The 24672-nt window shown below is 65.7% G+C and carries 31 protein-coding genes; 3 read left to right on the forward strand and 28 right to left on the reverse strand.

The window, feature by feature from the left end; genetic code table 11:
• Positions 1-100 precede the first annotated feature (100 nt).
• From DI624_RS08515 to DI624_RS08550, 8 genes are all read right to left on the reverse strand, one after another.
• Positions 101-1051: a hypothetical protein gene (locus DI624_RS08515; protein ID WP_291537349.1), complete on the reverse strand. Its 951-nt coding sequence runs from the start codon at positions 1049-1051 to the stop codon at positions 101-103.
• 119 nt (positions 1052-1170) lie between these two features.
• Positions 1171-1620, reverse strand: coding sequence for a hypothetical protein (locus DI624_RS08520; RefSeq protein WP_291537350.1), 450 nt, complete (start codon positions 1618-1620; stop codon positions 1171-1173).
• Complete coding sequence (locus tag DI624_RS08525; protein ID WP_291537351.1) at positions 1613-3139, reverse strand: toll/interleukin-1 receptor domain-containing protein; 1527 nt, start codon at positions 3137-3139, stop codon at positions 1613-1615. Before DI624_RS08525 ends, DI624_RS08520 begins: the two co-directional genes overlap by 8 nt.
• Before the next feature lie 20 nt (positions 3140-3159).
• Entirely contained in the window at positions 3160-3900 is a 741-nt protein-coding gene (locus DI624_RS08530) for a hypothetical protein (protein ID WP_291537352.1), read from the reverse strand.
• 8 nt (positions 3901-3908) lie between these two features.
• A complete protein-coding gene (locus DI624_RS08535; RefSeq protein WP_291537353.1) occupies positions 3909-4844 on the reverse strand; it encodes a hypothetical protein in 936 nt (311 codons plus the stop codon).
• Between the two features lie 190 nt (positions 4845-5034).
• Complete coding sequence (locus tag DI624_RS08540) at positions 5035-6558, reverse strand: hypothetical protein (RefSeq protein WP_291537354.1); 1524 nt, start codon at positions 6556-6558, stop codon at positions 5035-5037.
• A 111-nt stretch (positions 6559-6669) separates the two neighbouring features.
• Entirely contained in the window at positions 6670-7101 is a 432-nt protein-coding gene (locus DI624_RS08545; RefSeq protein WP_183197731.1) for a hypothetical protein, read from the reverse strand.
• 33 nt (positions 7102-7134) lie between these two features.
• Positions 7135-7659, reverse strand: coding sequence for a hypothetical protein (locus DI624_RS08550; protein ID WP_291537355.1), 525 nt, complete (start codon positions 7657-7659; stop codon positions 7135-7137).
• Positions 7660-7707: 48 nt separating this feature from the next.
• Here DI624_RS08550 and DI624_RS08555 point away from each other — a divergent pair, with 48 nt between their 5' ends.
• Positions 7708-7974: a hypothetical protein gene (locus DI624_RS08555; protein WP_183197728.1), complete on the forward strand. Its 267-nt coding sequence runs from the start codon at positions 7708-7710 to the stop codon at positions 7972-7974.
• Here DI624_RS08555 and DI624_RS08560 read toward each other — a convergent pair.
• The 19 genes from DI624_RS08560 to DI624_RS08650 all read right to left on the reverse strand — a co-directional run bounded on the left by DI624_RS08560 (position 7971) and on the right by DI624_RS08650 (position 22445).
• Complete coding sequence (locus DI624_RS08560) at positions 7971-8375, reverse strand: AlpA family transcriptional regulator (protein ID WP_291537356.1); 405 nt, start codon at positions 8373-8375, stop codon at positions 7971-7973. The two genes, DI624_RS08555 and DI624_RS08560, sit on opposite strands and share 4 nt — an antisense overlap.
• Complete coding sequence (locus tag DI624_RS08565) at positions 8363-8521, reverse strand: hypothetical protein (protein ID WP_291537357.1); 159 nt, start codon at positions 8519-8521, stop codon at positions 8363-8365. Before DI624_RS08565 ends, DI624_RS08560 begins: the two co-directional genes overlap by 13 nt.
• 40 nt (positions 8522-8561) lie before the next feature.
• Positions 8562-8813 carry a hypothetical protein gene (locus DI624_RS08570; protein ID WP_291537358.1) on the reverse strand — a complete coding sequence of 84 codons (252 nt, stop codon included), beginning with the start codon at positions 8811-8813 and terminating at the stop codon, positions 8562-8564.
• 26 nt (positions 8814-8839) lie between these two features.
• On the reverse strand, positions 8840-9457 hold the full coding sequence (locus tag DI624_RS08575) for a lytic transglycosylase domain-containing protein (protein WP_291537359.1): 618 nt from the start codon (positions 9455-9457) through the stop codon (positions 8840-8842).
• A complete protein-coding gene (locus DI624_RS08580) occupies positions 9451-9966 on the reverse strand; it encodes a S26 family signal peptidase (RefSeq protein ID WP_291537360.1) in 516 nt (171 codons plus the stop codon). The genes DI624_RS08575 and DI624_RS08580 overlap by 7 nt, the downstream gene beginning before the upstream one ends.
• The gene (locus DI624_RS08585) at positions 9963-11180 is read right to left on the reverse strand and encodes a TrbI/VirB10 family protein (protein WP_291537361.1); all 1218 of its coding nucleotides are present in this window, start codon (positions 11178-11180) and stop codon (positions 9963-9965) included. Before DI624_RS08585 ends, DI624_RS08580 begins: the two co-directional genes overlap by 4 nt.
• Positions 11177-12205, reverse strand: a complete 1029-nt coding sequence (locus DI624_RS08590) for a TrbG/VirB9 family P-type conjugative transfer protein (RefSeq protein ID WP_291537362.1) — start codon at positions 12203-12205, stop codon at positions 11177-11179. The genes DI624_RS08585 and DI624_RS08590 overlap by 4 nt, the downstream gene beginning before the upstream one ends.
• A complete protein-coding gene (gene trbF, locus DI624_RS08595; RefSeq protein WP_291537363.1) occupies positions 12184-12867 on the reverse strand; it encodes a conjugal transfer protein TrbF in 684 nt (227 codons plus the stop codon). Before trbF ends, DI624_RS08590 begins: the two co-directional genes overlap by 22 nt.
• A gap of 2 nt (positions 12868-12869) precedes the next feature.
• Positions 12870-14225 (reverse strand): P-type conjugative transfer protein TrbL, encoded by a 1356-nt coding sequence (gene trbL, locus DI624_RS08600; protein WP_291537364.1) that lies wholly within the window; start codon positions 14223-14225, stop codon positions 12870-12872.
• Positions 14226-14237: 12 nt separating this feature from the next.
• Positions 14238-14987 (reverse strand): conjugal transfer protein TrbJ, encoded by a 750-nt coding sequence (locus tag DI624_RS08605; RefSeq protein WP_291537365.1) that lies wholly within the window; start codon positions 14985-14987, stop codon positions 14238-14240.
• Entirely contained in the window at positions 14938-17361 is a 2424-nt protein-coding gene (trbE, locus tag DI624_RS08610) for a conjugal transfer protein TrbE (RefSeq protein ID WP_291537366.1), read from the reverse strand. The genes DI624_RS08605 and trbE overlap by 50 nt, the downstream gene beginning before the upstream one ends.
• A 7-nt stretch (positions 17362-17368) precedes the next feature.
• On the reverse strand, positions 17369-17647 hold the full coding sequence (locus DI624_RS08615; protein WP_035306146.1) for a VirB3 family type IV secretion system protein: 279 nt from the start codon (positions 17645-17647) through the stop codon (positions 17369-17371).
• Positions 17647-17967 carry a TrbC/VirB2 family protein gene (locus DI624_RS08620; protein WP_164952685.1) on the reverse strand — a complete coding sequence of 107 codons (321 nt, stop codon included), beginning with the start codon at positions 17965-17967 and terminating at the stop codon, positions 17647-17649. Before DI624_RS08620 ends, DI624_RS08615 begins: the two co-directional genes overlap by 1 nt.
• Before the next feature lie 607 nt (positions 17968-18574).
• Positions 18575-19327 (reverse strand): arsenical resistance protein ArsH, encoded by a 753-nt coding sequence (gene arsH / locus DI624_RS08625; protein WP_291537367.1) that lies wholly within the window; start codon positions 19325-19327, stop codon positions 18575-18577.
• Positions 19327-19743, reverse strand: coding sequence for a GNAT family N-acetyltransferase (locus DI624_RS08630; RefSeq protein WP_134581262.1), 417 nt, complete (start codon positions 19741-19743; stop codon positions 19327-19329). The genes arsH and DI624_RS08630 overlap by 1 nt, the downstream gene beginning before the upstream one ends.
• Entirely contained in the window at positions 19743-20828 is a 1086-nt protein-coding gene (gene arsB, locus DI624_RS08635; protein WP_291537368.1) for an ACR3 family arsenite efflux transporter, read from the reverse strand. Before arsB ends, DI624_RS08630 begins: the two co-directional genes overlap by 1 nt.
• Complete coding sequence (arsC, locus tag DI624_RS08640) at positions 20825-21250, reverse strand: arsenate reductase (glutaredoxin) (RefSeq protein WP_291537369.1); 426 nt, start codon at positions 21248-21250, stop codon at positions 20825-20827. Before arsC ends, arsB begins: the two co-directional genes overlap by 4 nt.
• A gap of 7 nt (positions 21251-21257) precedes the next feature.
• Positions 21258-21593, reverse strand: coding sequence for a helix-turn-helix transcriptional regulator (locus DI624_RS08645; RefSeq protein ID WP_291537370.1), 336 nt, complete (start codon positions 21591-21593; stop codon positions 21258-21260).
• 174 nt (positions 21594-21767) lie between these two features.
• Positions 21768-22445 (reverse strand): ATPase, T2SS/T4P/T4SS family, encoded by a 678-nt coding sequence (locus tag DI624_RS08650; RefSeq protein WP_367142102.1) that lies wholly within the window; start codon positions 22443-22445, stop codon positions 21768-21770.
• A 113-nt stretch (positions 22446-22558) separates the two neighbouring features.
• Between DI624_RS08650 and DI624_RS08655 the strand changes: the two genes are divergently transcribed.
• Together DI624_RS08655 and DI624_RS08660 are read left to right on the forward strand one after the other, a co-directional pair.
• Complete coding sequence (locus tag DI624_RS08655) at positions 22559-22765, forward strand: helix-turn-helix transcriptional regulator (RefSeq protein ID WP_291537385.1); 207 nt, start codon at positions 22559-22561, stop codon at positions 22763-22765.
• A gap of 110 nt (positions 22766-22875) precedes the next feature.
• Complete coding sequence (locus tag DI624_RS08660) at positions 22876-23100, forward strand: helix-turn-helix transcriptional regulator (RefSeq protein ID WP_291537371.1); 225 nt, start codon at positions 22876-22878, stop codon at positions 23098-23100.
• A gap of 89 nt (positions 23101-23189) precedes the next feature.
• Here the strand turns inward: DI624_RS08660 and DI624_RS08665 are convergent, their stop codons facing one another.
• Positions 23190-24434 (reverse strand): DUF3363 domain-containing protein, encoded by a 1245-nt coding sequence (locus DI624_RS08665; RefSeq protein WP_291537372.1) that lies wholly within the window; start codon positions 24432-24434, stop codon positions 23190-23192.
• Between the last annotated feature and the right edge of the window lie 238 nt (positions 24435-24672).

Below are 24672 nucleotides of genomic sequence, written 5' to 3' on the forward strand. Positions count from 1 at the left end.
CTCACTCTCTGGAAGTTTTAACTTCCACGAAGTGGGTGTTTCCGTCAAGGGCTTGCTCCCACCCCACGTGCGAGGCCAGAGCTGCGGCTGTGCGCAGCGTTCAGATGTAGTGCTTGAAGGGCAAAGGCGGCAGGTTGGCGATTGGCGCGGCGGTCAGGATTTCGCCGACGTCGTCTGCAAACCTCAAGGTCACCGGCGTACCATCTCCGTAGATGCAGGCATTGAAGTTCAACTTGGTGAGACCGAGGACGTCTTGCATGACCTGGGTCAGATCCGCGTCGCCCTTGGTCACTTCGATGGACAGCGGGTTGGGCGCTTCGCGCCCGGGATAGGTCTGGAGATCGGGCACGAAGCCGATGGTCCACAAATAGCCCTTGCGCGGGCTGACCGTCAGAGCCGTTCCGCGCAGGACAGGGCTCCGTCCCTGACGGAAGAGTTTGATCTCGCGCGTCGTCTGAATCCGTACGCCGACGAGCCGTGTGTCAGGTCCCACGGCGCTGGAAAAGCCCCGCCATTCAGCCTCGTTGAAATGCTGCTTGGCGTGAATGAAGAGCTCCTTGGGTGGGCGGCCGTGCTTGGCGATGTAGGCCTCGACCACCAGGCCGGCGATCTCCTTCGCCTTCGCCTCATCGAGGTGAAACTCGGACGTCGTCAGGGAATACCAGGGCCCCACGGCGCCCTTGAACACGACGCCGTCTCCGGATCCGAGAAACATCTGGGCGCCGCAGCAGGCGTTCCCTGGCGATCCGGCGGTATCGGTCTTCTTGAAGACGAGACCGATGTAGCAGACGTCCTCTCTGACACCCGCTAACGCCCAGGGGCGCCCCCCGGCCTTGAAGAAGGCGGTCGTCGACAGGTTCCAGGCGATGTTGGCGGGATCCTGGAGCATCCGCGGCTTGCCGCCGAGCGCATTGACGCCCTCCGGATCGATCGTTGATTCCCGGACGATCTGAAGAACCACCTTCTGATCGAGCAGCCGCGCCTTGAGCTGGTTGTGGAAATCGACCTCGTACCGGTAGGGCTCGGCGGCGGCGTTGTCCTCTGCGAACATCGACGGCGCCTTTACGAAGTTCCGCGCCGTACGGGCGGAGAACCGTTGGCTGGTTCGGGTCCGTTCGGGCAAGGGAACGATCGACTTCGGCCGACAGAAACGGTGTACGTCGTCCGGTATCACGACAAACCAGACCGCCGGAACGCTGTCCTCCTCGCGGAGGAACTTGCGAATGCCTGGTCGAAGAGATCGACGGTCTTGTACACGCGCTCGTGGCCGTCCGGGATCCGGATTGTGCTAGACAAGGCCGCCGCTGAAATCGAGATAGTCGCGACGGGGTTGGCGGGCCATTTGGTCTTGAAGGCTGCTTCGAAGCCCGGAAACGCCAGGTGATGCTGCTCCGCCTTGGCGGCCGGGATATATCCCGTGATCTTGGATACCCACTTCTTGTACCGCGCTATCCCTTCGTCCGTGCCGATGACGCCGACTCTCATTTCAGCGGGTTTGGCCTCGTCGATCATGGGGCCGAAAAGGAACAGACCATCCTTTGGATCGGGCAGCATCTGGCCGTGTCCGAACTGGAGTAGCGGCTCCGTCAGGATCTGCAGGCCCAGGATCGGATCAGTCATCAGCGGACTCCGCCAGGGCCGCGATCTCGAAGGCCTCGTCCGGTTCCACCGGCGCCTCCGGAGGCGTTTCGTCCTCATCGTCCGGGACCACGGCCCGGGATTTTACGGCGGGATCGGCGCAAGAGACCGGCGATTCAAACAGGACTGGCCGCGCATCCACGACCACCTCTGCGAAATCGCCCATCGGCAGCTTCAGATGGCCGTCCTCGTCACCGATCCAAGCCACGTAAGCCAGCATCAGGTCGCGCCATTGTCCGTTCCACCAGTTTCGGCAAAAACCGCGCCGGAGCTTGTGCATCTTCTCCACGCTGTCGAGCGGCGTCTTGCCGTCGTGCGAGAAGATGATGGCCGCCTTCATGACGAAATGGGGCGTGTCCGTCATGACGGGCTTGGCGATGAAGCCGAGGTGCCAATAAACCCCGCGTTTCTGACTACGGCCCACCATGGCCTTGCGCCTGCGTTTGCCGGTGTGATCGACAAAATAGGCGGTGTCCTTTTCGATCAGGTCCTTGGTGAAGAACCATGCGACCGAGTTGTCGGCCATCTCGAACGCGGACAATCCCTTGGCCGCCATGGCGTTGTTCCAGGATTGCCGCAGGAGATTGACGACCATGCGCCGGGCGTCCGCGCGTTTGACGCCGGGCATCGCCGCCGGCATCCCGGCTAACATGTCTTCCAGCGGCAAGGTGTAGCGACGCTCGATGACCTGTTCCGGCAGCGCGAGCTTCAGGTCCACTTCCGTGCCGAACGTCCCCACCAGCCTGAAGTATTTGAACCAGGGGAGACGGGTCTCGGACATGACGCTCGAGACCGCCGTCTCGGCGACGCCGAGCGAGAAGAGGGACACTTGGGGAGGCATCGCGGCAATTGGGAGCCAGTTCGAATAGAGCTGCTCGGGCTCGATCCGGGGCATTTGATCGGCGTCGGACCGTCGGAGGCACCAGGCTGCGACGTCAGCCGGAGCGATTGCGCCCTTCGGCACGCCGTCACGCTCAAGGACCTGAAAGACTCTCGCCAGGGCGGGAGCCCATCCGGCCTTGAAGTCGATGACGTTCTTGCGGGCGATATTGGCTTTGAAGTCGGAAAAGGGGACATCGTCGACCCTGACCGGCAGGAGGAAATTGGCGATCTTGTCGCTGCGCTCCACCGTGACGGCGAGGTGGATTTCGTCTTTCACGCCCTCCTTGTTCAAGGCGGCGGCGGAAACGACGAGGATGAATTTCGCCGTGTGATGGCGAATGGCCTCTTCGATGTCGTCCCAGAACAGCTCCCCGCCGATCAGCTTGGTGACATCCGACCAGACTTCATAGCCTGCGCTGGCGAGTTGAACGCCGAGCCATCGGACGAAATCGTTCTCCTCCGGATTGGCATGGCTGATAAAGACGAGGCGACGGCCGGGTCCGGAGTCCGTTTGAGGCGATGGCGAGGTCACGGATGATGGAATCACTCGGGAACCATAGCGTGATTTCCAATACTCTTCCTGTTTTGTTCCGCCGCGCTGTTTGTTGATCCGTCGCACGCTTCGCCGTCGCGATCTCGCTAGAGGTTGTAGACGGCCTTGAGCCGCGCGACGAGTTGCCCCGCGTCAGGCGGCGTGAGTTTCAGCGCCTTCGGATCGAAGGTTTTGTCCGCCTCGACCGCTTCGACAAAGGCCCGCAGATCGGCGGCGATTCCATCCGGGAGCGCCAGGGTAACCGCCGGCCCCAACAGCTGAAGGAGCTTGAACACATCGTTGCGATGCTTGGTGACATTGCGGCTATCGACCTGCTGGCCGTCCGCCCGGTCGCGCGCCAGGTTGTTGTAGGCGAACGCCTTGAAGGGAATGAGGGTCTGGACGTCGATGACAGGGACGCCGTCTATCTCCGTCGTTCCGTCCTTGAGCAAGGCGTAATAGGCGTCGTCGAGCAGCATGGCTGACAGGCTCTCGACCGTCCCGTCCAGCGGTATGGGCGTGAGGCGCGCGCCCTCCGGCACAGTGATGACATCGGGCAACCGCGAGAACAGCTCGATCATCGCCGGATAGATCTTGTCGGAGGGATGGGTGAACCGGAAGAAATCCCTCGCACCGTCGCTGCGTTCGCGGGTCTGGTAGCCGCCGACGTCGATGAAGGCCCAGAAGGATCGGACGAACTCCGGCTTCAGGGCCTCGAGACAGAGGACCAGGTCGAGGTCCTTGGTCGGTCGGAACGGCAGACCGGCGTCGGTCATATGGATTTCGGCCGCCGCCCCGCCGATCAATGTGTACTGATCTTCAAATCCAACGAAGGCCGCCTTGAACACATCAATGCCTACGACCATCCGAAGGGCTCCATGAGGGTGTCGACGGCCTGATCGAGGCGTTCGTCGTGACGGTCCTCCAGGCTGAGATACAGGGAGAGGCGATCCACGACCGGACCATGATGGCAAAGCAGACGGGGATCGTAGGACCAGGTTTCGATGCGGATGGCTTCCGGGTCCCGATCGTCGGCCGGCTGAAGGTCGTGCTGGTAGACCAGCCCCTTCCACTGACGTGCGGAGACCGCCCGGGCTTCATGAACGGGAGGACCGAGGAGGGTGTAATCCGACAAAGCGGATTCCCCGGCCAGCGGCAGCGCCCGGACTTCGGGAAACGGCTTGACCAGGCGACGGGCACGGACGGGCGACTGAAGCAAATCACGCACCGCCCGCCAGAGGTCGTCGCCCTCCTGCTTGAAAGCGATGCGACGCTCCCGGCCGCGAACATCGATGTTGAGGATGTCATGCCGCTGCAGTTCATCGACCACCCGCCCGGTGCTCATGGCGGAATATTGAAACCGCTCGGCCAAGGACTTGGGCGTCTGGCCATCGAGGTCCTCACGAAGCAACGAGGCCAGGACCACGACCTGGGCGGCCGGCGTCAACTGTTCCACGGCCGGCCGGACCTCGGACCGGAAATACTCGCGCAGATCGGCGCCGAGCTCGGGCAGGAACAGCTGATTGCCGGGAACGATGAAGTTGACGCCCTGCTGGATAAGACGCTGGCGGTTGGCCGAGCTCAGGGCGTCGGTCAGGAAGACAACCACGAACGCGTCCGATGTCGAGCGGGCGGTCTGGATATGTTTGGCGATCGTCGCCGGCGTTTCCGCGTCCTGGCCGGGCGTAGCGAGAATGAGCAGCTTTCGTCCGAATAGGCTCGTTTCGGCGAGACGATAGCGACCCGTCAGGAAGAACGGCAGGAGGCGTACGTCGGCGTCTTTGAACGTCAATCGGATGTCGAACAGCTGCGTGACGTAGGCCGCCGCATCTTCGAAAAGACGGCCCAGGCTCCCAAAAGATGTCACGTTCGATAACATTGGACTGCACGATAACACTGGCAATGTTACCATTCAATCTAATGTTATTATTGTTGTCGTGGCGGCGTTTCAGGCACCGGTCCGCGCCTCCAATCCGCTAACGTCAGGCTCGGGGCTCCATTGGAAGAAGGTCCGCATCACGTTCGAGGTCTTCGCGCCTGAGCCGACGCCCCTCCAGGAGCAGCCAGTCGAGTCGTTCCCGGAGTTGATCGTCAGAAAAGCGGGGCGCCCAGGCGAGCGGCGTCAGTTCGATGAGCGCCTCCTCCTGGCCCATCCGGAACTCCCCCGTCAGGGTGGTCAGTTCGATGGTCAGGCTGATGCTCTGGGACCGATGCCGGTTGTAGTCGTCGATCAGCCCCAGATACTCAGAGTTCTCATCTGCGCGCGCTCGCGCAGCCGGGAGGTCGACGTCGTGTTTTCGGTTGGGCGCGATATCGGTCACGAGATCACGAAGATCGGAGACGCTCAGCGCATTCTCCGAATACGAGGCGTCGATCGATCGCAGGTCCGTCACGACCTGGCGGCAGTCCTGACAGATGTACACGACCCGATAGGATCGGAACGCCCCCATCCAGCTCTCGTCCCCGACGCGCCAGAACAAGGCCTGGGGATCGCGCTCGGCCGTGAAAACCATGTGACGATGCAGGCGTCCCGTCCATTTGCCCTTTCCCGAAAGTCGGAGCGCCTCGCTCCGATCGCGCCGGCAGACCTCGCACCGCCAGTCCGGGACGACCCGCCGCCAGGGTGTCTCGACGCCTTGGGAGGTCCTGAAGGCCGCGAGGTCTTCGAGGCTCGGTCTTCGCGAGCCGGTCCGCTTGAGACGGGGCGAAATTCCAAAGCCGTCGTGACGAACCGAGCGCTCCGAAACGATGCCGGGTATCCGATAAAGGCTTTCTGCGTCGTGGCCCTGCTGCGATGCGAGGCGGGGCACGATCGACGTCAGGACGTGTGGGCTCCAGAACTGCGGTGGATTGCCCTGGATGCGATGACCTCCCGCTTTCAGACGCCCCGCAAGGATGTCGAGAAAGGCGAGCCGGTCCGCGACGTCGCTCTCGACCTCGTTCCAGACGTCACGGACCGTCTCATCGTCGATCCCATGCATCCGGTTGGGCTTCACCTGGATGAAGCGCATGATCTCGCGGGGCGAGAAGCTGAAATAGCTGGGGATCAGGTCGCCGAGCCGGCCCTTGGCCTTCCCCTCGGCCGTATTGCAGTCGTTGCAGATCAGGGTGGTGAAGAACCGCATGGTGAGGTCCTTGCAGGCGTCGACGCCGCGCCGAAGGTCCCGGGCTTCCGGGGTCCGGTCCTCGGTGTTCACCAACGAGCCAACCATCTTTTTGGCGTGATCGCGCAGGTGGTCGTGATGCCATTCCAGCTGGCACAGAAGGACACCGTTATCGCTGACCCGCGCGATCTCGGGCTTGCGGCGCTGACAGGCCTTACAGACCCAGTCACGCCGGACCTCGGCCCAGTTGCTGTTCAGATTGAGCTTTTGCGCGCCCAGGCTGAGCATCAGGGCCTTGGTTTGCCGGCTCCAGGCGCCGTCTGCCTGGGGCAGCAGGGACTCAAGGTCCTCGTCGGAAACCGCTCTGAGGTCGGGCATGACGAGAGAGAAGGATGCGGTCATCGAGGAATCCGGATGTTCAGGACGAACTGCCTCGAGTGTGCGCCAGATTCGGACGTCCGCTCGCCTTCAACTCTGGGATTTCCAATTCCGAAGCTCGCGGGTCAGGCGTCGTCAAGCGCGTCCGGCCGGCGCGCCGCCTGACTCCGCCAAGGGCAGCTCCATCGCGTAGCACCAGTAGATCAACAGGGCCTCGGTCAGCGCCTTGTCATCCAGTCCCGAAGGAAAGGTCGTTCCTGCACGCTCGCCAGCGATTTCATTGACCTGGATCACTGAAAGCGCCTGCGTCAGGCGAGAGCCCAACACCCGGCCGGCCTCCGGCGAAACCCGTTTCCAGCGCTTGAGGCGCACGCGATCCTGGATCGCCGCGTCGGCTGCGGGCTCCGATGCCGGTGCATAGGCGACGTCGCGCCAAGGAGCGAAATACTGCGCCTCCGGCCAGAGCAACCGAGACTGGTCGCCCCAAGGGATGACGACCGGCCTGCTCGCTTCCGGCCGCGAAATCGCGTTTTCGCAGAACGTGCTCAGAAGCTCGAACTTGTCCATATCGGTCTCACCAGGCCCTGAAGGACGACGCCGTCATCGCTGTCTGAGGTTCGGCGCCGGAAGGTCGTTGAGCTCACAGATCAGGGCCCGACAGCGATCGAATATGATCGCTGCCAGGTTCGGCGGATAGACGTGCTCGCTCCCGTGGGCGATTTCGTTGCGAATATGGACGAGCAACTGGTGATCGTCGCCCCACTGACTTTTCTGCGGTGGCGACAGAATGTTCCGATCAACCGCATAGCCCAGGCGCCTTGCGAGGCCGGGCATCTTCTTGGCGTCAGCGCCCAGTCGGGTCTTCAGCGCGAACTCGAGACTGGCCAGGGCCTGGCCGGCGGCGACCACCATCAGTTCATAGTCGAGCCAGCCATAGATCAAGGCGTTCAACGCGCGCGCGTAGATCCTGACCACGACGTCCGGCGCGCCCGCAGGTAGCTCCAGATCGGCGACCATGTCGTAGTGGTCGCGGAAGCTCAACGGGCGCAGGCCGTCGACCGGGTCGTCCGTCATCACGATCCGGTATCGGGCGTCAGGCTCCAGGGCCTCCGCGTAGGTTTTCATTCGCGTCTGTCCCTTGGCAATGACGCCGCTGTCCGGTTTTGTGGGTCGATGGGCAAGTATGATCCGCTTCGGGACTATCTTCGCAAGCAGAAGACCGATGAACTCGAGCTCTCCTTCGCCGAAATGGAGCGCAAGATCGGTTATATGCTGCCCAAGAGCGCGAGCCTGCCGCAGTGGTGGGCGAACACGACCGACCCGGCAACAACCCACGTTCAACGCAAGGCCTGGGGCGACGCCGGCTTCGACGCCTTCCTGATCGCCGGCGCCGACCGCGTCCGTTTCAAGCGGGTCCAATCGACCCGGTCCGCCCGCTAGCCTCCGAAGTCGAACGCAGCCTGGTTCTCCGGAACACCAGATTTCCGTTTCCGACGGCTCCTGACGGGCTGATCCGAGCCTGTCGCAGCCTCAGGCGCCGGTGATTGACGAGGCTCTTCCAGGGTTCTCCTGACTGGCTGTTTAACCGGCTCAGGCGCTGCCACTATGGCCCGGGGCTCCGGCAGACGCCTCGGTGTCCTCGCCCGTCGCCACGCCAGAAGCTCGCTCTGCCACCATCCGACCCGGTTTTGCGAGACCTGGACGCAGGCCGGGAAATCTCCGGTCTTCTGCATGCGCCAGACCGTTGTCCGGCTCAGACCGCAGATCACCTTCACCTGCGACCAGGGGAGAATCCGGTCTTCCAAATCGTCGAACGGAGGCGGCTCGCTCACACTGTCCATGACACCGCCTCGTCCGCCCGGCGCTCCAGAACCTCGGCCAGCAATCGGGCGTCTCGCGCTGCATCCACCGGATCTCGAACCTCCCAGGTGCGAAGAACGTCCTTCAGGGCGAAGCTGACCGCCGGGTCGAGCAGCAGGTCTGCCACGCTGGGCGCCCACTCCGTTCTGAACCCTTCCAATCCCGCCTCAGCCATGACGCCGACCCCTGGCCGCGGGCGGGGCAGACGCGCGAAGGTCGCTGACCTGGTTCAAGGCCCAGGCGCGAAGCACGCCACGCGGATAGTAGGGCCTGTGCCGAACGTGGAGACAGGGGGGGCCGTTGCCTCCGGTGGACCACAGCCGGGCGAGGGTCTCCGGCTTCATGCGGATGCCGAACTGCACCAGAAAGGCGGAGGCTTCCTTGCGGGTCAGCAGATCCTCATCGGCGGCGTCAGTCACCGCGGCCACCGGTTCTGTTGCGGGGATCATCGATCAGTCTCCGGCGCACGGCACTCCCGGGAACTGCGGGCGCCCCTCCCGGCCGAGAGCGCGAGGTAGCAGTCAACCGCTGCGGCCACATAGGCTTGCGTCTCCGCTATGTTCGGTATGCGCCCGAGCCGGGCGACGCGATCCGGCCCCGAATTATACGCCGCGAACGCAAGCCGGACGTCCCCGAAACGCAGCAGTTGCCGGGCCAGATAGTCCGCCCCGCCGTTGAGGTTCTCGATCGGATCGAACGGGTTCCTGACCGCGAGATCCGCCGCCGTTCCCGGCATCAACTGCGTCAGGCCACTGGCCCCGACCGGAGACACAGCATCGACCCGGTATGCGGATTCCACGATCACCAGGGCATGGAGCATCTTGGGGTCGATCCCATGCCGCTCGGCGGCGACGGCGATCGCGTCCATGAACGGCTGGGACAGGGGCGGAAGTCGGGGCGTGAGGTCATCGACGCCGGCCACGTCCGACACAGGCTGCGCGGCGGGACGGCGGAACAGGTCGCCGCCGGCGTTGCGCCAGTCGACCGATTGCGCGGAGGCCGAACCCGCCGCCAACGGCAGGGCCAGGGACAGGGCCGCTGTGGCCAGCAACGATCTCACCATGTCAGCGTCTCCCGAAACACCCCCTCCAGATCCCGGAACCGGACGGGGCCAAAATAACGACTGTCGAAGCTTCCCGGCGTGTCGCCGAGCAGGAAGAGCTCGTCCGGAGCCAGCCGACGGCAACCGGTCCAGCCGGGCAGAGCCGCGCCGCGCCGGTCAGAATCCAGAACGGGAGCCACGCGGCCTGGCATTCGAACCGCAGCCCCCTGCCGGCAGACGGGATCGCCGCCGACGGCCGCGACCCGTTTGATCAGCAGGACCTCGTCCGGCATCCCCAGCGCGCCCAGATAGCGCCGGGCGATCGGAGGCTGAGCCAGAGCAACCATTGCCCCCCTCTCCGGCGGCGCGCCGGGCTGTCGCAGATAGAGGCCGCGCGGCACGCTGGGGCTCTCGTTGACCAGGGCCAGGGCGGGCGTCTGATCGACGATCAGGGCGCCCAGGGTGAGGAAGAAGACGGTGACCCCGAGCACGGCCCAGCGGTTTCCGGTATCGAGAGGTGTCCAGGTCATGACCGGTACGGCTCCAAGATCAGGTCGCGGGTGATCATCACGCGGACCGGCGCGCCGGCGCGCAGACGGATCGACGGCCGGACGTCCAGCTCCCGGTCCACGAGCCGCCCCCCGACCTGGGAGCCCTCGATGGCGGCGGCGTCGCCGGCGTCGCCAAGCAGCCCGCCTGAACCCTCGCCACCGCCGTCGCGTGCGATCTGACCGAGGGTGGTGATCGCGCCGGCGAACAGGGTTCCGATCAGGAGGGGGAACAGCCGTCGGTCGACCTGGCCGCGCACGCCCACGGCGCCTTGCGCATCCACGCCAGGCTCACCGGTCAGCACCAAGCTCTTGCCGTTGGGCAGGATCAGCCGGTCCCAGGTCAGGAAGGCGCGTCGGTCGCCATAGGCGCTTTCGCCCTCATGACGGCCGATGAGCCGGGTCCCCTGGGGCAAGACCAGATGGCGGCCGCTGACGGTGTCATAGACATTCTGCGACACCGTCGCGACGACCGGCCCGGCGCGCGCGGTGTCAACCCCGGTCAACAGGACCGCGGGGATAATCGCGCCCGCCTTCAGCTCATAGGGCGACAGCGGCGCCGTCAGGGTGTGGCCATTATAGGTGGCGCCGACGTCCGCAGCGTCCGCACGAGCGCCGACCGTCGCTGGACCCGCCCCGGCATGCGCGGCAGGACCGGCCCCGGTTGACGACCCCTCGAAGAACAAGCCCGATCGCGCCGCCTGTTCGCCCGGACTTGGCCCGGTCGCCCGGGTCGTCCGCGATGGCGCATAACCGGCGCTATAACGGGCCGGCGCGGACGGCGGCGGCGGAACACCAGGCTCAGCCGTCTCGGGCTCGGCCCCATGGCGCGGGTCGGGCAGCCGGTCATAGGTGGCGGGCTGGTCGGTGACCGCTTCGGAGGGTCGAACGGAGCCCCGGGCCTGCTCCTCCCGGCCGTTGACGGCGCGGAGCCGGGCGCTGTCGCGCAGTTCCGGCTGGACGACGAAGGCCCAGGCCAGGGAGCCGGAGACGAGGATCACGCCGCCGATCACGATCGTCTGAACGACAGACTTGCGCAGCCGGGTGACCGGCGGACGCGGCGCCCGCATCGACAAACCAGGCGGCGGCGCCTTGGCCTTGCTGGTAAGGTCGGGTCTGACCTCAGGGCCGACGCCGGACGCTGCCGAGGAAGCGACGTCGTCGGGATCGTGGGCGGGGTCCTGGAACGCGGTCATCGGGCGGCTCCCTGGAGGCGGCGTATACGAACGATCTGGGGGCGACGATCACCGAGCCTGAGCTCGGCGCGATCGAAGACGCGATCGACGATGAACAGACCTCCGGCCTGGCGGTAGTTGACCATCTGGGTCTCGCCGTCGGCAGCGATCACGAAGAGGGCCGGCGCCTCGTCGATTTGCAGATCGGGGTCGAAGGCGATGAAGGTGCGCTGCCCGTCGTTGAAGACCCAAGCCGGCGTCCAGCGCGCCCGGCGCCCTTGCGGCTCTATCCGGTAACGGGCGTCGATCGGTCCCTCGGGCATCGCCACCGGATCCGACACGCGGATATCCGCCGCCTCGACGATCGGCGCCATGGTCGGAGGATCCATCGCCCCGGTGTCCCACGCGATCGCGGCATTGAAGCCTGAGGCGTCACCGCTCTTCAGATCGATGAAATAGACCCGCCGGTTGGTGGTCAGGACCAGGTTGGTCTCGAGTCCCCGTTGCAGCGGCTTGAGGAGGACGTGGGTTCGCTGACCTGCGCCCTCCCCGGACGTGGTCTCGCCGATCTGCCAGCGGACGGTGTCGCCGGCCGCCTTGGAGACCAGGGTCTCGCCGGCTCCCAGGGTCAGGGTGGTGACCCGCAGAGGCGCGGTCCAGACCTCGAACACCCGACCCGGAGACCAGGCGAACACCTGGACCCCGCCGACGAAGGCGTCCGATCGCGAGGCCGCCCGGGCGTCGAGGTTGGCGGCGACGATGGCGCGGCGGCCGGTCATCCCCGTCGCTGGCGCCACGGCCTTCGGCTGCGCCTCATAGGGTGTGCCGACGGGAGCGGCGGGCGCCGGGGTCGCGTCGGCGACCAGCGCCTCATCGACCTGCACTGTCGATTGCGGCAGGGCCCCGGCTTCGGCGATGACGGCAGCCTCGGCCTCCACGACAGGCAGGGGCGACATCGGCGGCCGCCCGGATGTTCGGCCGAACACGGCGCAGCCGGACAGGCTGAGGCCCAGGCCGGCCAGGATCAGGAAGCGTCGGGGGTCCATGATACATCCTCGATTTTCAGTCCAAGGGGGTTCTTCATCAGCTCGGCCTCGGTGCGGGGCGGCTGGGTCGTTGTGGTGATCAGGGCGCGCCAGCGCTCGACGCCGGCCTGCTGGCCGTTGACGAAACGGGTCTCGCGCCATTGCAGATCGTAGGTCCGCTCGGTGCGCCGCACGACGTTGAGCACCTCCACGTTGACGGCCTCGCGCCCGACCTCCGCGAACGGGTCGTGGGTCTGGGCCCAGGCGTTGAGGAAGCTCGCCGCCTTGGGCGTCATCAGGTCGTAGGCCCGAAGCCAGTTCTGCCGGATCACGATCGGGTCGATCGACTTGGAGCGGACGTCACGCAACCAGCCGGCCAGCGCGTGGCCGATCTGGGCCTCGGTCGGTTCGTAGCGGCCGCCGATCGCCGTGATCCTCTGGGTCTGTCCGAGATCGGAGACCTCGACCACGAAGGGTTTGACGACGGCCCTGTCGGCCTGGACCCACCAACCCGCGCCAAGGAAACCGGCGAGGACGAGATTGGCCACCGCGATACGGCGCCAGTTCCGGGCATGGGCCAGGGACAGCCCCATCCGGTCGTCCCAGATCTGGCCGGCGCGCTGATAGGGGGTCGTCTCGGGCGCGGAGGCCAGGGCGCGTTTGGGACGAAAGAAGGGGTGCATGGTCAGGACTCCTCGGTTCTCAGATTGGGAGACAGGACGCCGCTGGTCTCACCGGCAGGCATGAGGCCGCGCCCGGCGTTGGCGACGAAGAAGGCTTGAAGCGCCTGGGCGCGCGCCGGCGGCTTCAACCCGCCGGACGCGGGCGAACCTGCGGCCGCCCGATGGAAATCGGATTTGGCGACCTGAGCCTCCGCGGCGATCTTCTCGGCCGGTCGGCCCGGACGCGCCCCGCCGCCAGCGCCGTCGTTGGCCGCGCCGCCGGATTCCGACGCTTCGCTGGAGGGAAATGTCGGCGCGGCGGACATCGCCCCGCCCGACGGTCGGCGCGGACCCGACGGCGAGGGATTGTCATTGGAGGGTTTGGGAGGTGTGGATGGCGGAGGCGACATCGGCGGGGTCGGAGACCGGCCGCCGCCAGCGCCGGCCGCCGCCCGGGCCGGCCCCGCCATCTTCGCCGCGCCGCCTGCGACCGCCGTGCCCGCACCCGCGATCCCGGCTCCGGCCAGGGCGGCGCTGCCGCCGACGGCGATTCCGGCCGTGATGGCGGCGCCGGCTCCCAGGGCGGGTCCGCCCGTCACCAGGGCCGAGGCCAGATTGGGGATGAACATCGCCAGCATGGCCAGAAGGATCGCGGCGACGAGGATGCTCAACGCCTCGTAGATATCGGGATTGGCCGAGGGCTGGAGCTGGTCGAAGACGGTCCGAGCCCCGGAGATGACGATGGCAAGGGCCAGCACCTTGAGGCCCGACGAGACGACGTATCCCAGGGGCCGTTCGGCCAGGAAGGCGGACTTGTTCCAGATCCCGAAGGGCAGAAGGATAAAGCCGCCCAGGGTGACGATCTTGAACTCCAGCAGGGCTACTATGATCTGCAGGGCCAACACGGCGAAGGCCAGCATGATGCCGATCATGGCCAGGCCCAGGATCAGGGCGTCGGCCATGTTGCCGACCACGTCGAGCGGATTGTCGACGGGCGCGGGGGTCTCGCCGAGCGCCTTCACGATTTCCCAACCCTGGGCCAGGATGGCTCCGGGATTGAGGAAGTCGGCCCGGCTGAGCGATCCGCCGCCGGCCGTCAGCCCCAGTTCGATGAAGCCGGCGTAGATCGTCTCGGACAGCTGTTGCCAGTCGTTGATCAGCCAGGCGAAGGCCCCGATCAGCAGCACCTTTCCAAAGCCGGAGGCCAGGACTTCGCGATTGGACGACATCGCCCACTGGATACCGGTCAGGGCGACGACCAGGACGATCAGGAGCCCGAAGACGCCGTTGACCGCGCCCTGCAGGGCGTCGAATCCGGCCGATATGGTGTTGGAGAACACCATCATCAGCTCATTGGGGGTTTCCACTCCGACCGACATCGCTTGCGCTCCTCAGTCCCGCGCGTGCGACAGGGGATCGAAGGTCGGTGCGGCGGGCGTTCCGGCCGAGCCCGCCCAGCGGCGGCGACGGGCCTCGTCCCCCGAGGCCTGGGTTGCGGCGTCGCGCGCCGTCGCCTCGGCCAGAAGCCGGGACTGGGCCAGCATGATGGTGCGCAAAGCCGCCAGATCCTCGGCGAGGACAGCCAGCATCTGGTTCGACGACTGGATCGCGGCGGTCTGGCCTGAAGCGGCCTCGCTGGCCGAGAGGGCGCCCGTCAGCCGCTGATTGCGGCCCTGACCCAGACGTTCGAGCTCGGCCGCCGTGCGGGCCACATCCTCGGCCGTGCGCCGGGCGTTGGCGGTCCGGGCCTGCCCCTGTTCCAGAAGCCGCAGCATGTCTGAGCCGGACAGGTCATCGGGATAGAGGCTCTCGAACTGCTGCTCCAGGCCGCTGACCGAACTGGCGATCCCGCGCGCCGTGCGGGCCAGTTCGGCCATGTCGCGCAACGACTGGCTGTTGCCGGTCAGGTGGCTGTAAGGCGAGGCCGCAAGGCTCCTGGCCTCGTTGGCCAGGCTCTCCAGCTGACGCGCCGCCTGAAGCGCATTTTCGATGTGGTTGCGGGGGTCAAAGACGACCTGTTGTGCCGGCGCCGGAGTCGCGGTCGCCAGCAGGCTGACGGCGACGAGGCCGGCGGCCAGGATCTGGACCGGCCTATTCGGCCGCGAGCGGTCGGGCGAAGGCGTCGAAAACAGCATCAACATTGTGCACTCCCTTGGCTGTGAGAAATTCCCGCGCGAATCCGGCCTCTCCGGAGGCGGCGAGGATGTCGTCGATGAGGGTCTGGTCTTCCGGCGCGCTGGCTCCGCAGAGGGCGAGGGCCACGCCGGTCAGGCGCAGGTCGAACAGGCGTCGGCCGCGGGGCTGGCGCCAGTAGTAGGCCCGCTTGGGCGTGGCGAAGGCGATAAGCTCGAGCTGACGTCGGTTCAGGCCAAACCCCTGATAGAGCCGGGCCGAAGAGGGTTCGAGCGCGCGGGGGTTGGGAAGGAAAACCTGGGTCGGGCAACTCTCGATTAGACTGGTCGCGATCGGCGAGGCGGCCACGTCGTCCAGGCTCTGGGTCGCGAACACGACGGCCACCCGCTTTTTGCGCAGTGTCTTGAGCCACTCCCGGATCTTGGCCGCGAAAGCCGTCTCGCCGAGAAACAGCCAGGCCTCGTCGAGCACCAGCAATGTGGGCCGGCCGTCAAAGCTGCGCTCCAGGTGATGGAAGAGCGCCGACAACACCGGGGCCACAGCGGAGGGCGTGGCCATCAGGCTTTCCAACTCGAAGGTGTCGAAGCGGCTGGGAACGAGCGCCTCCCCCTCGCCGTCGAGCAGAGCGCCGTGCGGACCCTTGAGCGTCAGGGGCTCCAGCGCCGCCGCCACAGCCTTATCCTGAACCAGGGCGCAGAAGACCGTCAGGGTGCGCTGCGTCACAGGGGCATCGGCCAGGGCCGCGAGCGCCGCCCAGATCTCCTCCCTGATCCGGGGCACAGGCTCCAGTCCGGCGACCCGAACAGTCTCGGCGATCCATTCCGACGCCCAGGCCCGTTCGATCTCCTGGTCGATGCGCGCCAGAGGCTGTAGCGAGAACCGCGCGCCGGGCTCCAAGGCGCGCCAGCACCCGCCGGCGGCGAGTGTCGCGGCCCGAGCTGAACGGCCCTTGTCGAAGAAGACCACCCGGGCGTCCGGGTAGCGGAACCACTGCAAGGCCAGAAACGAGAGTAGCGCGCTCTTGCCCGAGCCGGTCGGTCCTACGACCATGGCATGGCCAACGTCGCCGACATGGAGCACCAGACGGAACGGCGTGGAGCCCGTCGTGCGGGCCGTCGCCAAGGGCGGGCCGTCCAGATTGAGGTCCATGGAGGGGCCGGCCCAGACCGCCGACACCGGCAGCAGATCGGCCAGATTCAGCGTCGAGACGAGCGGTCGGCGGACGTCGGCATAGGGCTCGCCGGGCAGGGAACCAAGCCAGGCCTCCACGGCATTGAGATCCTCTATGCGAGCCAGCAGCCCCTGGGCGTTCAGGGCCGCCTCGATGGCCCGGGCCCTGGCGGCGGCGCCGGCCTCCGTCGCGTCAAGCACGGTCACCGTCAGGGTCAGATAGCCGAAAGCGCAGGCCTCGGCCCCCAGGGCGGCCAGGGCGCCGTCGCACTCTTCGGTCTTGGAGGCCGCGTCGGTATCGAGGAGCGGCACCTCCTCCTTGGTGATCGCTTCACGCAGGAGAACACCGACACCCTTGCGCTTGGCGAACCAGCGCTTCCTCAGCTTGACGATCTCGCGCTCGGCTTCCGGCTTGTCGAGACCGATCCAGCGGGCCGTCCAGCGGTAGGGAAACGGCAGGGCGCCGAGCGCATCGAGCAAGCCGGGCCGGGTGACCGACGGCAGGCCGCGCACCGACACGACCTTAAGCCAGCGGTCGCCGAGGCGGGGGGCGATCCCGCCCGAGAGGTCGGCGTCCGCCAGCCAGGCGTCCAGATACATGGGCGAATCCGGCGCGGCGACGGTGAAGGTTTTGGGCGAGACACAGTCGTGCAGCCAGGTCAGCAGCGCCGTGTCATCGAGCGGATCGACCTCAGGCAGGGCGTCCGACAGGAGGTCGAGTGTGGTCGCCGCCTCACGGGTAAAGACCGCTAGGGCCTGGCGCCAGTCCGCGCCGCCCTTGGCCAGGCCGTCGAACAGCCAGCGCTCCATTCTCCGCGTCTCGTCGGCCGGCGGCAGCCAAGTCATGGCCAGCCGAAAATCCGTCTCGAAGGCGGGGTCGCCCGCTTCGAACCGGCTTCGGCGCTCCTCATCGAGAAGCCAGGCGACATCCAAGTCGAACGCGCTCTCCGGATAGGGGGCGGCCTCGCGGCGGCGCGCCTCCATATGCAGGCACCAGCCCGTCCCGAGACGCTTCAGCGCATTGTTCAGACGCGCCCGGACCGCCATCAGCTCGTCCTCGGTCGAGGATTCCAGGTCCGGTCCCCGGAACCGGAAGCCGGTCGTGAACGAGCCGTCCTTGTTGAGGATCACACCCGGCGCGACCAGGGCGGCCCAAGGCAGATGGTCGGCCAGAGCCGCCGGGCGTCTGCGATGTTCTTCGAGAAAGCGCATCGGCCCCTCACGCGTCCAGATGGCCAGGCAGGGCGAGGTGGCGCCGAAGCACATCGAAGAACCGGCGGTCCGCCCTGGCCGCCCACAAGCCGATCGCGTGGGCGACAGCCCACCACAGAAGGCCGAGCCACCAGATCCGCAGGGCCAGGCCGAGCACCACCGCGATCGTCCCCATGGCGATGGCGTAGTCCCGAGGCATTCCGGCCATGAGGACCGGCTCGGTCAAAGCCTGTGCGACCGGAAGATCCCAGCCCTCCGGTCGGCCGTCTTGGAGGGAGCCGGCCATTATCCGATCTCCGCCCCGCCGGCGAAGCCGAAGAAGTCGAGGAAGAAGGTCGAGGCCGCGAAGGCGATGCAGAGGCCGAACATGATGCCCAGACCGCGCCGCATCGAGGATCCGTTCTCGCTCATCGCGATCCCGGCGCCGAAGACGACTACGGCTACGACCGCTGCGGCCTGGACCACGGGTCCTGTGATGGACTGGACCACCTGCTGGAGCGGCCCTTCCCAGGGCATCCCTGAACCTCCGGCCAGGGCCGGCCCGGCCATCATCAGGCCACACGTCATCATTGCGCCGAACAGGCGGCGCCCAAGTCTTCCACGCATGTCTTGCTTCCTGTGTTCAGCGCGTCTCAGCGCGATGCACCACATTGCAAGCAAATATATCCACAGGTTGTCAACTCTGTGGATCGATTATTTTACGCGACTTATAGACGACTGTCGTACAACTCGCCACGACTCAAAACATGACTTGCGAAGACTTGTCGTTCGAAAGTCACCCCGACTTAGATTGCGACTTTCCACGACTTGCGTTTCGTGCCCGACAGCGCTCGTTGCCAAACGACGCCGCCTCAATTTCAGGTGAAGGATTGGCCTCAAGCCAAGACGCTGATTGCGTAGCTGTCGTCGCCCAAGGGCTCGACACCGAGCACAACCCGAACCATCCGTCCGGTGGCGGTCCGCCGGATGTGGACATCCAATCTATCGGTGGATGATCGGGCGGCGAGGTGTCCAGGAGAAAGTTTTGGCCGACGGCCTCCCCGAACGGCCCTTTCGCGGTGAGCCAGCGGCAGCTTGATTCGAGAGGTCTGAGACGCGGCTGAGGCCTGAAATGCGCGCCACATGCAAATATTCGGGTGACCGCGCAAATTTGACGTTGCACTCGGACGGGGGGCCGACGCTTAACTTTCCGGTATCAAACGCCCCGCCCCCTTCAGAGGGTTGCTATAGCGATTGCGGAGAGATCCGAGGTGATCTCGACCGGAACCCCGGTGGCCTTGCGTTCGGAATAGCGGTCCACCAGCTGGACGGCGTGGGGCCGGACCAGAATGGTGAAGCGCACCAGCTCCTCCATCACGTCGACGATCCGCTCATAGTAGGCCGAGGGCTTCATCCGACCGGCCTCGTCGAACTCCTGGAAGGCCTTGGCCACGCTGGACTGGTTGGGGATGGTGATCATCCGCATCCAGCGGCCCAGCAGGCGCAGGGTGTTGACGGCGTTGAAGCTCTGCGACCCGCCCGACACCTGCATCACCGCCAGGGTGCGGCCCTGGGTCGGGCGCAGGCCGCCCAGGCTGAGCGGCAGATGGTCGATCTGCAGCTTCATCAGGCCGGAGACCTGGCCATGCCGTTCCGGACTGCACCAGACCATGCCCTCCGACCAGAAAGCGTGCTCGCGCAGCTCGCGCACCGCCGGGTGGTCGTCGTCGCCGGGCGCGCCCGGCAGGGGCAGGTCGGAGGGGTCGAAGATGCGGGTCTCGCATCCCATTCGCTGCAGCAGACGGGCCGCCTCCTCGACGCAGAGCCGCGAATACGACCGCTCGCGCAGCGATCCATACAAGAGAAGGATCCGCGGCGCCGGATCGGTCGGACCTAGCCCCCGGGCGGGGTCGGCGGACAGATAGGCTGCATCCAGGGCCGGCAGGTGATCCGGATCCGGCAGCGGCCGCAGGCGGGCGAAAGTCATCAGAGGTCCTTGATGAGATAGGCCGCTGACGCCGGGCAGACGTCCGCGAACTCGCGGGTTTGCCGGATCGCAAGGGGCGCGGACGCCCGTTCGGCGGAGACGAAAGCACGCCGGGCGAAGAATAGCTCGGCCGTCGTGGTGAGCAGGTGAAGCCGTTCGCTACCCAGATCGCTCGCCATGGCCTCGACGGCGGTCAGTATGCGGCTCCCGATCCCTTGGGCCTTCAGGTCGGCGAGCACGACCAGGGAGCGCAGCAGAAGATCCTGCCCCTCCCCTTCCAGGCCGACATAGCCGGCGATGCCGCCGTGTTCGTGGGCGGCGAAGTATCGACCAGCGCCAGGCTCGGGCAGACCCGCGCCGCGCAGGGCCGCGATCAGGCCGACGTCATCCGCGTCCAGGAGATGCAGGACGACCATCAGGCCGCGTCCGCCGGCGGAGCCGTATCCGGGAACCAGCGGCGTCCCATCCACAGCGCGACCGACACCAGCAGGATCAGCACCGGCACCTCGACCAAGGGACCGATGACGGCCGCAAAGGCGACCGGCGAGGTCAGGCCGAAGGCCGCGATGGCGACGGCAATGGCCAGCTCGAAATTGTTCGAAGCCGCGGTGAAGGCCAGGGCGGTGGTGCGCGGATAGTCGGCCTCGATCAGCTTGCCCATGAGGAAGCTGACCACGAACATGACGAGGAAGTAGATCGTCAGCGGAATGGCGATGCGCAGGGCGTCCAGCGGCAGGGCCACCACCTCCCCGCCCTTGAGGCTGAACATCACCACGATGGTGAACAGCAGGGCGATCAGGGTGATCGGTCCGATGGGCGGCAGGAAGCGCTGTTCGTACCAGTCGGCGCCCCGGCGGGCGATCAGGCTGCGCCGGGTCAGGAAGCCGGCCAGGAAGGGAAGACCGAGGTAGACCAGGACCGCCCCGGCGATGGTCCAGACGCTGACGTCCACCACACTGCCCTGCAGGCCGAACAGGGGCGGCAGGACGGTGAGGAAGATCCAGGCGTAGAGGCTGAAGAACAGGATCTGGAAGATCGAGTTGAAGGCGACGAGACCGGCGACATACTGGTTATCGCCCCGCGCCAGCTGGTTCCAGACCAGCACCATGGCGATGCAGCGCGCCAGTCCGATCAGGATGACGCCGGTCATGTATTCCGGCTGATCGCGCAGAAAGATCACCGCCAGCGCGAACATCAGCACCGGGCCCAGCACCCAATTCTGGAACAGCGACAGGGCCAGCACCCGCTTGTCGGCGAAGACACGCGGCAGCGCCTCGTACCGGACCCTGGCCAGCGGCGGGTACATCATCAGGATGAGACCGACGGCGATTGGGATGTTGGTCGTGCCGATCGAGAGGCTATTGATCCAGGCGGGCAGACCCGGCGCCAGCGTCCCCAGAGCCACGCCGAGACCCATGGCCACGAAGATCCACAGCGTCAGCCAGCGGTCGAGGAAGGACAGGCGACGCGGCGACGTAGTCGTCACGGGGGTGTCGATCATCGCTTCACCCGCTGGCCGGCGGCGTCGATGACGACCTCGCCGTCCTCCTTGGTGAAGGGTTTGAGATCGTCGGCGGGCAGAAGATCGAGAACGGCCTCGGACGGTCGGCACAGGCCGACGCCCAGAGGACTGACGACGATCGGGCGATTGAGCAGGACCGGATGGGCCTCGATCGCATCGAGCAACTGATCGTCCGTCAGGTCCGGGTCGCCTAGACCCAGTTCGGCGAAGGGCGTGCCCTTCTCGCGCAACAGCTCGCGCAGCGGTTTGCCGGTCCGTTCGGCCAGCCAGGCGACCATGGCGCGCGACGGGGGCGTCTTCAGATATTCGACGACATGCGGCTCGACGCCGACGTGCCGGATCAGTTCTAGCGCGTTGCGCGACGTCCCGCAGGCGGGGTTGTGATAGATGACGATGTCCACGGGATCCTCAGGGGCAGCAGGGCGCGAGTTCAGCCAGCAGGGGTTCGCACAGGTCCGCCCGGCCCCCGCAGCAGTCCTTGAGCAGGAACAGGACCAGGTCGCGGAGCCGGTCCAGGTCGGCCCGGTAGATGATCGACCGGCTGCGGCGTTCCGACTTGATCAGCCCCGCCCGGCTCAGGACGCCGAGATGGGACGACAGGGTGTTCGCCGGGATCGCCAGATGGTTGGAGATGTCCCCGGCCGGCAGACCGTCGGGTTCGTGACGCACGAGGAGACGGAACGCCTCCAGCCGCGTCGATTGGGCGAGGGCGGCGAGAGCGAGAATCGAAGCTTCGGTTTCCATATTTCTGAATTAGTCGAACTATAGAAATATTCAAGTGCTCTTATGGCTGCCAAGCTGAAGCTAGGCACTGCAGCAAGAGGCTTGTTGCTCGATCATCGGGCAGCTACGGCCGCATTTCGTACGTCGCGATCAGCCGCTTTGGGTCAAAGTCCGTCGTTTCTGGTTCGACCAAGATCAGGCCAAGACGCTAATCGCGTAGCCCTCGTCACCCAAGGGCTCGACCCCGAGCACGGCTTCGACCTGCCGTCCGGCGGTGGTCCGCCGGACGTGGACAATTCGATCGACCGCCTGGGCGATCGCCCGGCGCGGCGTGCGCGACGAAACCTCGGCGATTAGGTCCTCCATGCGACGCAGGACATCGTCGGCCGAGTTGGCGTGAATGGTCGACAGGCCACCGGGATGGCCCGTGTTCCAGCTCTTAAGCGTCTCGAGCGCCGCCGCTCCGTCTCGCATCTCACCGACAACGATCCGATCCCGGAGAGGTTGTGGCAAGGCGAGCACGATTTCCTGAATCTGCACCGCCGCGTTCTGGGTCGGCTCCAGGGCCATTGTTCCCAACGGAGCGGCGCTGTCGAGTATCTGCCGCCGCCGCCGATGCTGACGATCCCCGCTGAGACCGATGTTAAAGGCGACCTTCAACAGGAATGCCCGGGGGTGACGGATGTCCATATCCGCCTCGATCGCTGCCACTCGTAGCCAGATTTCCTGGACCAGATCCTCAGTGTCCGCGCCGAACCGGCGACGAAGTCGCGCGACAAGCCAAGGTGAGTAGCGGCGGTAAAACCCCTCAAGCCGAGTGTGGCGGCGCGAGCCTGAACTAGTGGACACTCCGACGGGCTTCACATCCGACACGGCTACCTCCGCCCCACAACAAATCAAATGGCCTGCGGCTGAATCCTATCGGATGGGTTGAATGGTTACTATAGTGACTGGCAGAGTTTGCCGATTTACAGCCGCCTGTGGCGATGGAGCTGCGGGAGAAATTTGGGCTGAATGTCCGCCGCAGCCGGAAAGCCAAACGGATGACCATCGAGATTCTGGCCCACCAGAGCGAGCTTTCCTACAGTTATGTCGGAGAGATCGAGCGGGGACTTCGAAACCCAACTCTCGATGTCGTAGAGGCCTTGGCAAGAGGCTTGGACATAGACGTTGCCACTCTGTTTGAAAGCTAGGCCATCGGCAGGGCGCCAAACCTTTGAAGCATTCGGCTAAAAGGTAAATCAAAGAGCGTCTGGTTACTATAGTAACTGGCCTTGGCCTCCTGGCTGGTTGTGTTAACCCGATGGGGTTAGCCGTTATATTTGGACGAAACGTGCGTAAGCGGCGGGTGTCTAAAGGGATTACCTTAGAAGCGCTCGCTCACGATGTTGGTCTGTCCTACAGCTACGTTGGTGAGTTGGAACGCGGCAGACGCAATCCCACACTGAAGGTTATTGAACAGATCGCACGAGCGCTCGAAGTGGATGCTTTGGCCCTCCTGCAGGCAGAAGTCAGCCAGAGTCAGTAGCCGCAGTACCACCACAAACCCACATGCCTGATCCGACACCATCGCCCGCCCAGCCTCGATCAGTTCGGGCAGGCCGACCTGCAGGGGATCTAACTCCCGCGGCTCAGGTCCGCCCCCTTGCCTGCGACAAGCTGCGCGACGCCGTACGTCGATGGAAGCAGAGTCACGCTCTGATCTGGACGAACCCCAGCGTGCCCCGTTCGAAGTCTCGCGTAATGCTCGACTCCGTCCCCGTCGCGCACCACCGCCCAGGGCGAAGCACCTGCCTCATCATGAAACCCGGTCTTCACGACCACGCCCCGTACCCTGTCCTTCCCTAGAACCCGTACATCCCTAGCGCCCTCCAGCCGCCGCTGATTGAGGGTGCGGATGATGTCGCGCCGAACCTGAAGGGTCCGCAGTTTCGTCTCCATCTCGCCGTCGAGCCGATACCGCCGCCCGGACCGCGTCGCGAGCCCAAGCCGTTCCAGATGTCTCAGCCGCCCCCGTGTCAGAGCCGCCCAGGCATCGGTCGATCCGACCCCGTCATCGACCATCCCCATCTTGTCCGTCTCAGCGATCAGCCGCCGGTCGAAACCGGTGAAGCGGTCCGCCTCCGTCTCCTTCCAGATGCGTCGTTCGGCCTCGACCCGAGAGAGGTCCCCTAGGCGCTCCTGGGCCACCTCCTGGGCCCGCGCGCGGAATCCATAGCCAATGTAGTCGCGCGGAATGACGAGGTCTCGTCCATCCTCGCGACGACCCCGAACGAGCACATGGGCGTGGGGTTGATCGGTGTCGAAATGGCAGGTCGCCACCCATTTCAGGTTCGGCTCTCCGAGGTCCGCCGAGACCCGGCCCATGACCTCGCGGACATAGGATTTCATGTCGAGCCGATCGCCATGTTCCGGCGAGATGATGAACCGGAAATGATGCCGGTCCTGGCTCCACCCTTCCGTTTCAAAACCGGGTTGAACGCCATCGAGACTAGGGTCGAAAAACTCCGGCCGCGAGCCTTCCGCCCCGGCGCCCGCTCGCCCGAGGTAGGCCACATGCTTGGCGAGCGCGGCTGCCCGATCGGCGCCCTTGCCCATGTGCCGCGAGACCAGCGCCTTGACGATGACCTTCTGGCGAACGTCCAGACGAAAGGCGCGACCTGACCGGTTCTGAGCCGCCTTGAGCACCCCTGACCGGTTTCCCAGCGTAAAGGCCCTCGAACTCGCCAGACGCTTGAGCATGCCGCTTTTGACATCCATCCGCTCGGTCTTGAGGGAAAGGGGAAGGCCGACGTGCACCGCGTCGACGGTCCGCTCGGAACGGGCTGAGACCCGCCCCTCGATCGCGTCCCGGATCAGCATTCGCAGTCCTCCTGCACCGGCGCCGAGGCCTGGGAATACGACAACTCAGGACAAGTCGCCAATCACGGATCACGGCGTTTCTAACTATCGGACAGAATAGAAGAAAACAGCGCAGCCCAAAACATGCTTTTATCTTGCCCTCCGACCTCTTTTGCAGATTGTCATACATTCCGATCATCTCTCGACATGCCCGATCAATAGAAACCGCTTGGTTCGCTCCTGCGCCGGGATGTTCTCG

It is taken from the genome of Brevundimonas sp. (assembly GCF_003248455.1).
Lineage (GTDB): Bacteria > Pseudomonadota > Alphaproteobacteria > Caulobacterales > Caulobacteraceae > Brevundimonas.

Excerpts from the sequence above, each read along its gene's own strand:
- DI624_RS08515 (WP_291537349.1), bottom strand. The coding sequence starts at position 1,051 with ATGTTCGCAGAGGACAACGCCGCCGCCGAGCCCTACCGGTACGAGGTC.
- DI624_RS08520 (WP_291537350.1), bottom strand. The coding sequence starts at position 1,620 with ATGACTGATCCGATCCTGGGCCTGCAGATCCTGACGGAGCCGCTACTC.
- DI624_RS08540 (WP_291537354.1), bottom strand. The coding sequence starts at position 6,558 with ATGACCGCATCCTTCTCTCTCGTCATGCCCGACCTCAGAGCGGTTTCC.
- DI624_RS08545 (WP_183197731.1), bottom strand. The coding sequence starts at position 7,101 with ATGGACAAGTTCGAGCTTCTGAGCACGTTCTGCGAAAACGCGATTTCG.
- DI624_RS08550 (WP_291537355.1), bottom strand. The coding sequence starts at position 7,659 with ATGAAAACCTACGCGGAGGCCCTGGAGCCTGACGCCCGATACCGGATC.
- DI624_RS08555 (WP_183197728.1), top strand. The coding sequence starts at position 7,708 with ATGGGCAAGTATGATCCGCTTCGGGACTATCTTCGCAAGCAGAAGACC.
- DI624_RS08560 (WP_291537356.1), bottom strand. The coding sequence starts at position 8,375 with ATGGACAGTGTGAGCGAGCCGCCTCCGTTCGACGATTTGGAAGACCGG.
- DI624_RS08575 (WP_291537359.1), bottom strand. The coding sequence starts at position 9,457 with ATGGTGAGATCGTTGCTGGCCACAGCGGCCCTGTCCCTGGCCCTGCCG.
- DI624_RS08580 (WP_291537360.1), bottom strand. The coding sequence starts at position 9,966 with ATGACCTGGACACCTCTCGATACCGGAAACCGCTGGGCCGTGCTCGGG.
- DI624_RS08585 (WP_291537361.1), bottom strand. The coding sequence starts at position 11,180 with ATGACCGCGTTCCAGGACCCCGCCCACGATCCCGACGACGTCGCTTCC.
- DI624_RS08590 (WP_291537362.1), bottom strand. The coding sequence starts at position 12,205 with ATGGACCCCCGACGCTTCCTGATCCTGGCCGGCCTGGGCCTCAGCCTG.
- trbF (WP_291537363.1), bottom strand. The coding sequence starts at position 12,867 with ATGCACCCCTTCTTTCGTCCCAAACGCGCCCTGGCCTCCGCGCCCGAG.
- trbL (WP_291537364.1), bottom strand. The coding sequence starts at position 14,225 with ATGTCGGTCGGAGTGGAAACCCCCAATGAGCTGATGATGGTGTTCTCC.
- DI624_RS08605 (WP_291537365.1), bottom strand. The coding sequence starts at position 14,987 with ATGTTGATGCTGTTTTCGACGCCTTCGCCCGACCGCTCGCGGCCGAAT.
- trbE (WP_291537366.1), bottom strand. The coding sequence starts at position 17,361 with ATGCGCTTTCTCGAAGAACATCGCAGACGCCCGGCGGCTCTGGCCGAC.
- DI624_RS08615 (WP_035306146.1), bottom strand. The coding sequence starts at position 17,647 with ATGGCCGGCTCCCTCCAAGACGGCCGACCGGAGGGCTGGGATCTTCCG.
- DI624_RS08620 (WP_164952685.1), bottom strand. The coding sequence starts at position 17,967 with ATGCGTGGAAGACTTGGGCGCCGCCTGTTCGGCGCAATGATGACGTGT.
- arsH (WP_291537367.1), bottom strand. The coding sequence starts at position 19,327 with ATGACTTTCGCCCGCCTGCGGCCGCTGCCGGATCCGGATCACCTGCCG.
- DI624_RS08630 (WP_134581262.1), bottom strand. The coding sequence starts at position 19,743 with ATGGTCGTCCTGCATCTCCTGGACGCGGATGACGTCGGCCTGATCGCG.
- arsB (WP_291537368.1), bottom strand. The coding sequence starts at position 20,828 with ATGATCGACACCCCCGTGACGACTACGTCGCCGCGTCGCCTGTCCTTC.
- DI624_RS08645 (WP_291537370.1), bottom strand. The coding sequence starts at position 21,593 with ATGGAAACCGAAGCTTCGATTCTCGCTCTCGCCGCCCTCGCCCAATCG.
- DI624_RS08655 (WP_291537385.1), top strand. The coding sequence starts at position 22,559 with ATGGAGCTGCGGGAGAAATTTGGGCTGAATGTCCGCCGCAGCCGGAAA.
- DI624_RS08660 (WP_291537371.1), top strand. The coding sequence starts at position 22,876 with ATGGGGTTAGCCGTTATATTTGGACGAAACGTGCGTAAGCGGCGGGTG.
- DI624_RS08665 (WP_291537372.1), bottom strand. The coding sequence starts at position 24,434 with ATGCTGATCCGGGACGCGATCGAGGGGCGGGTCTCAGCCCGTTCCGAG.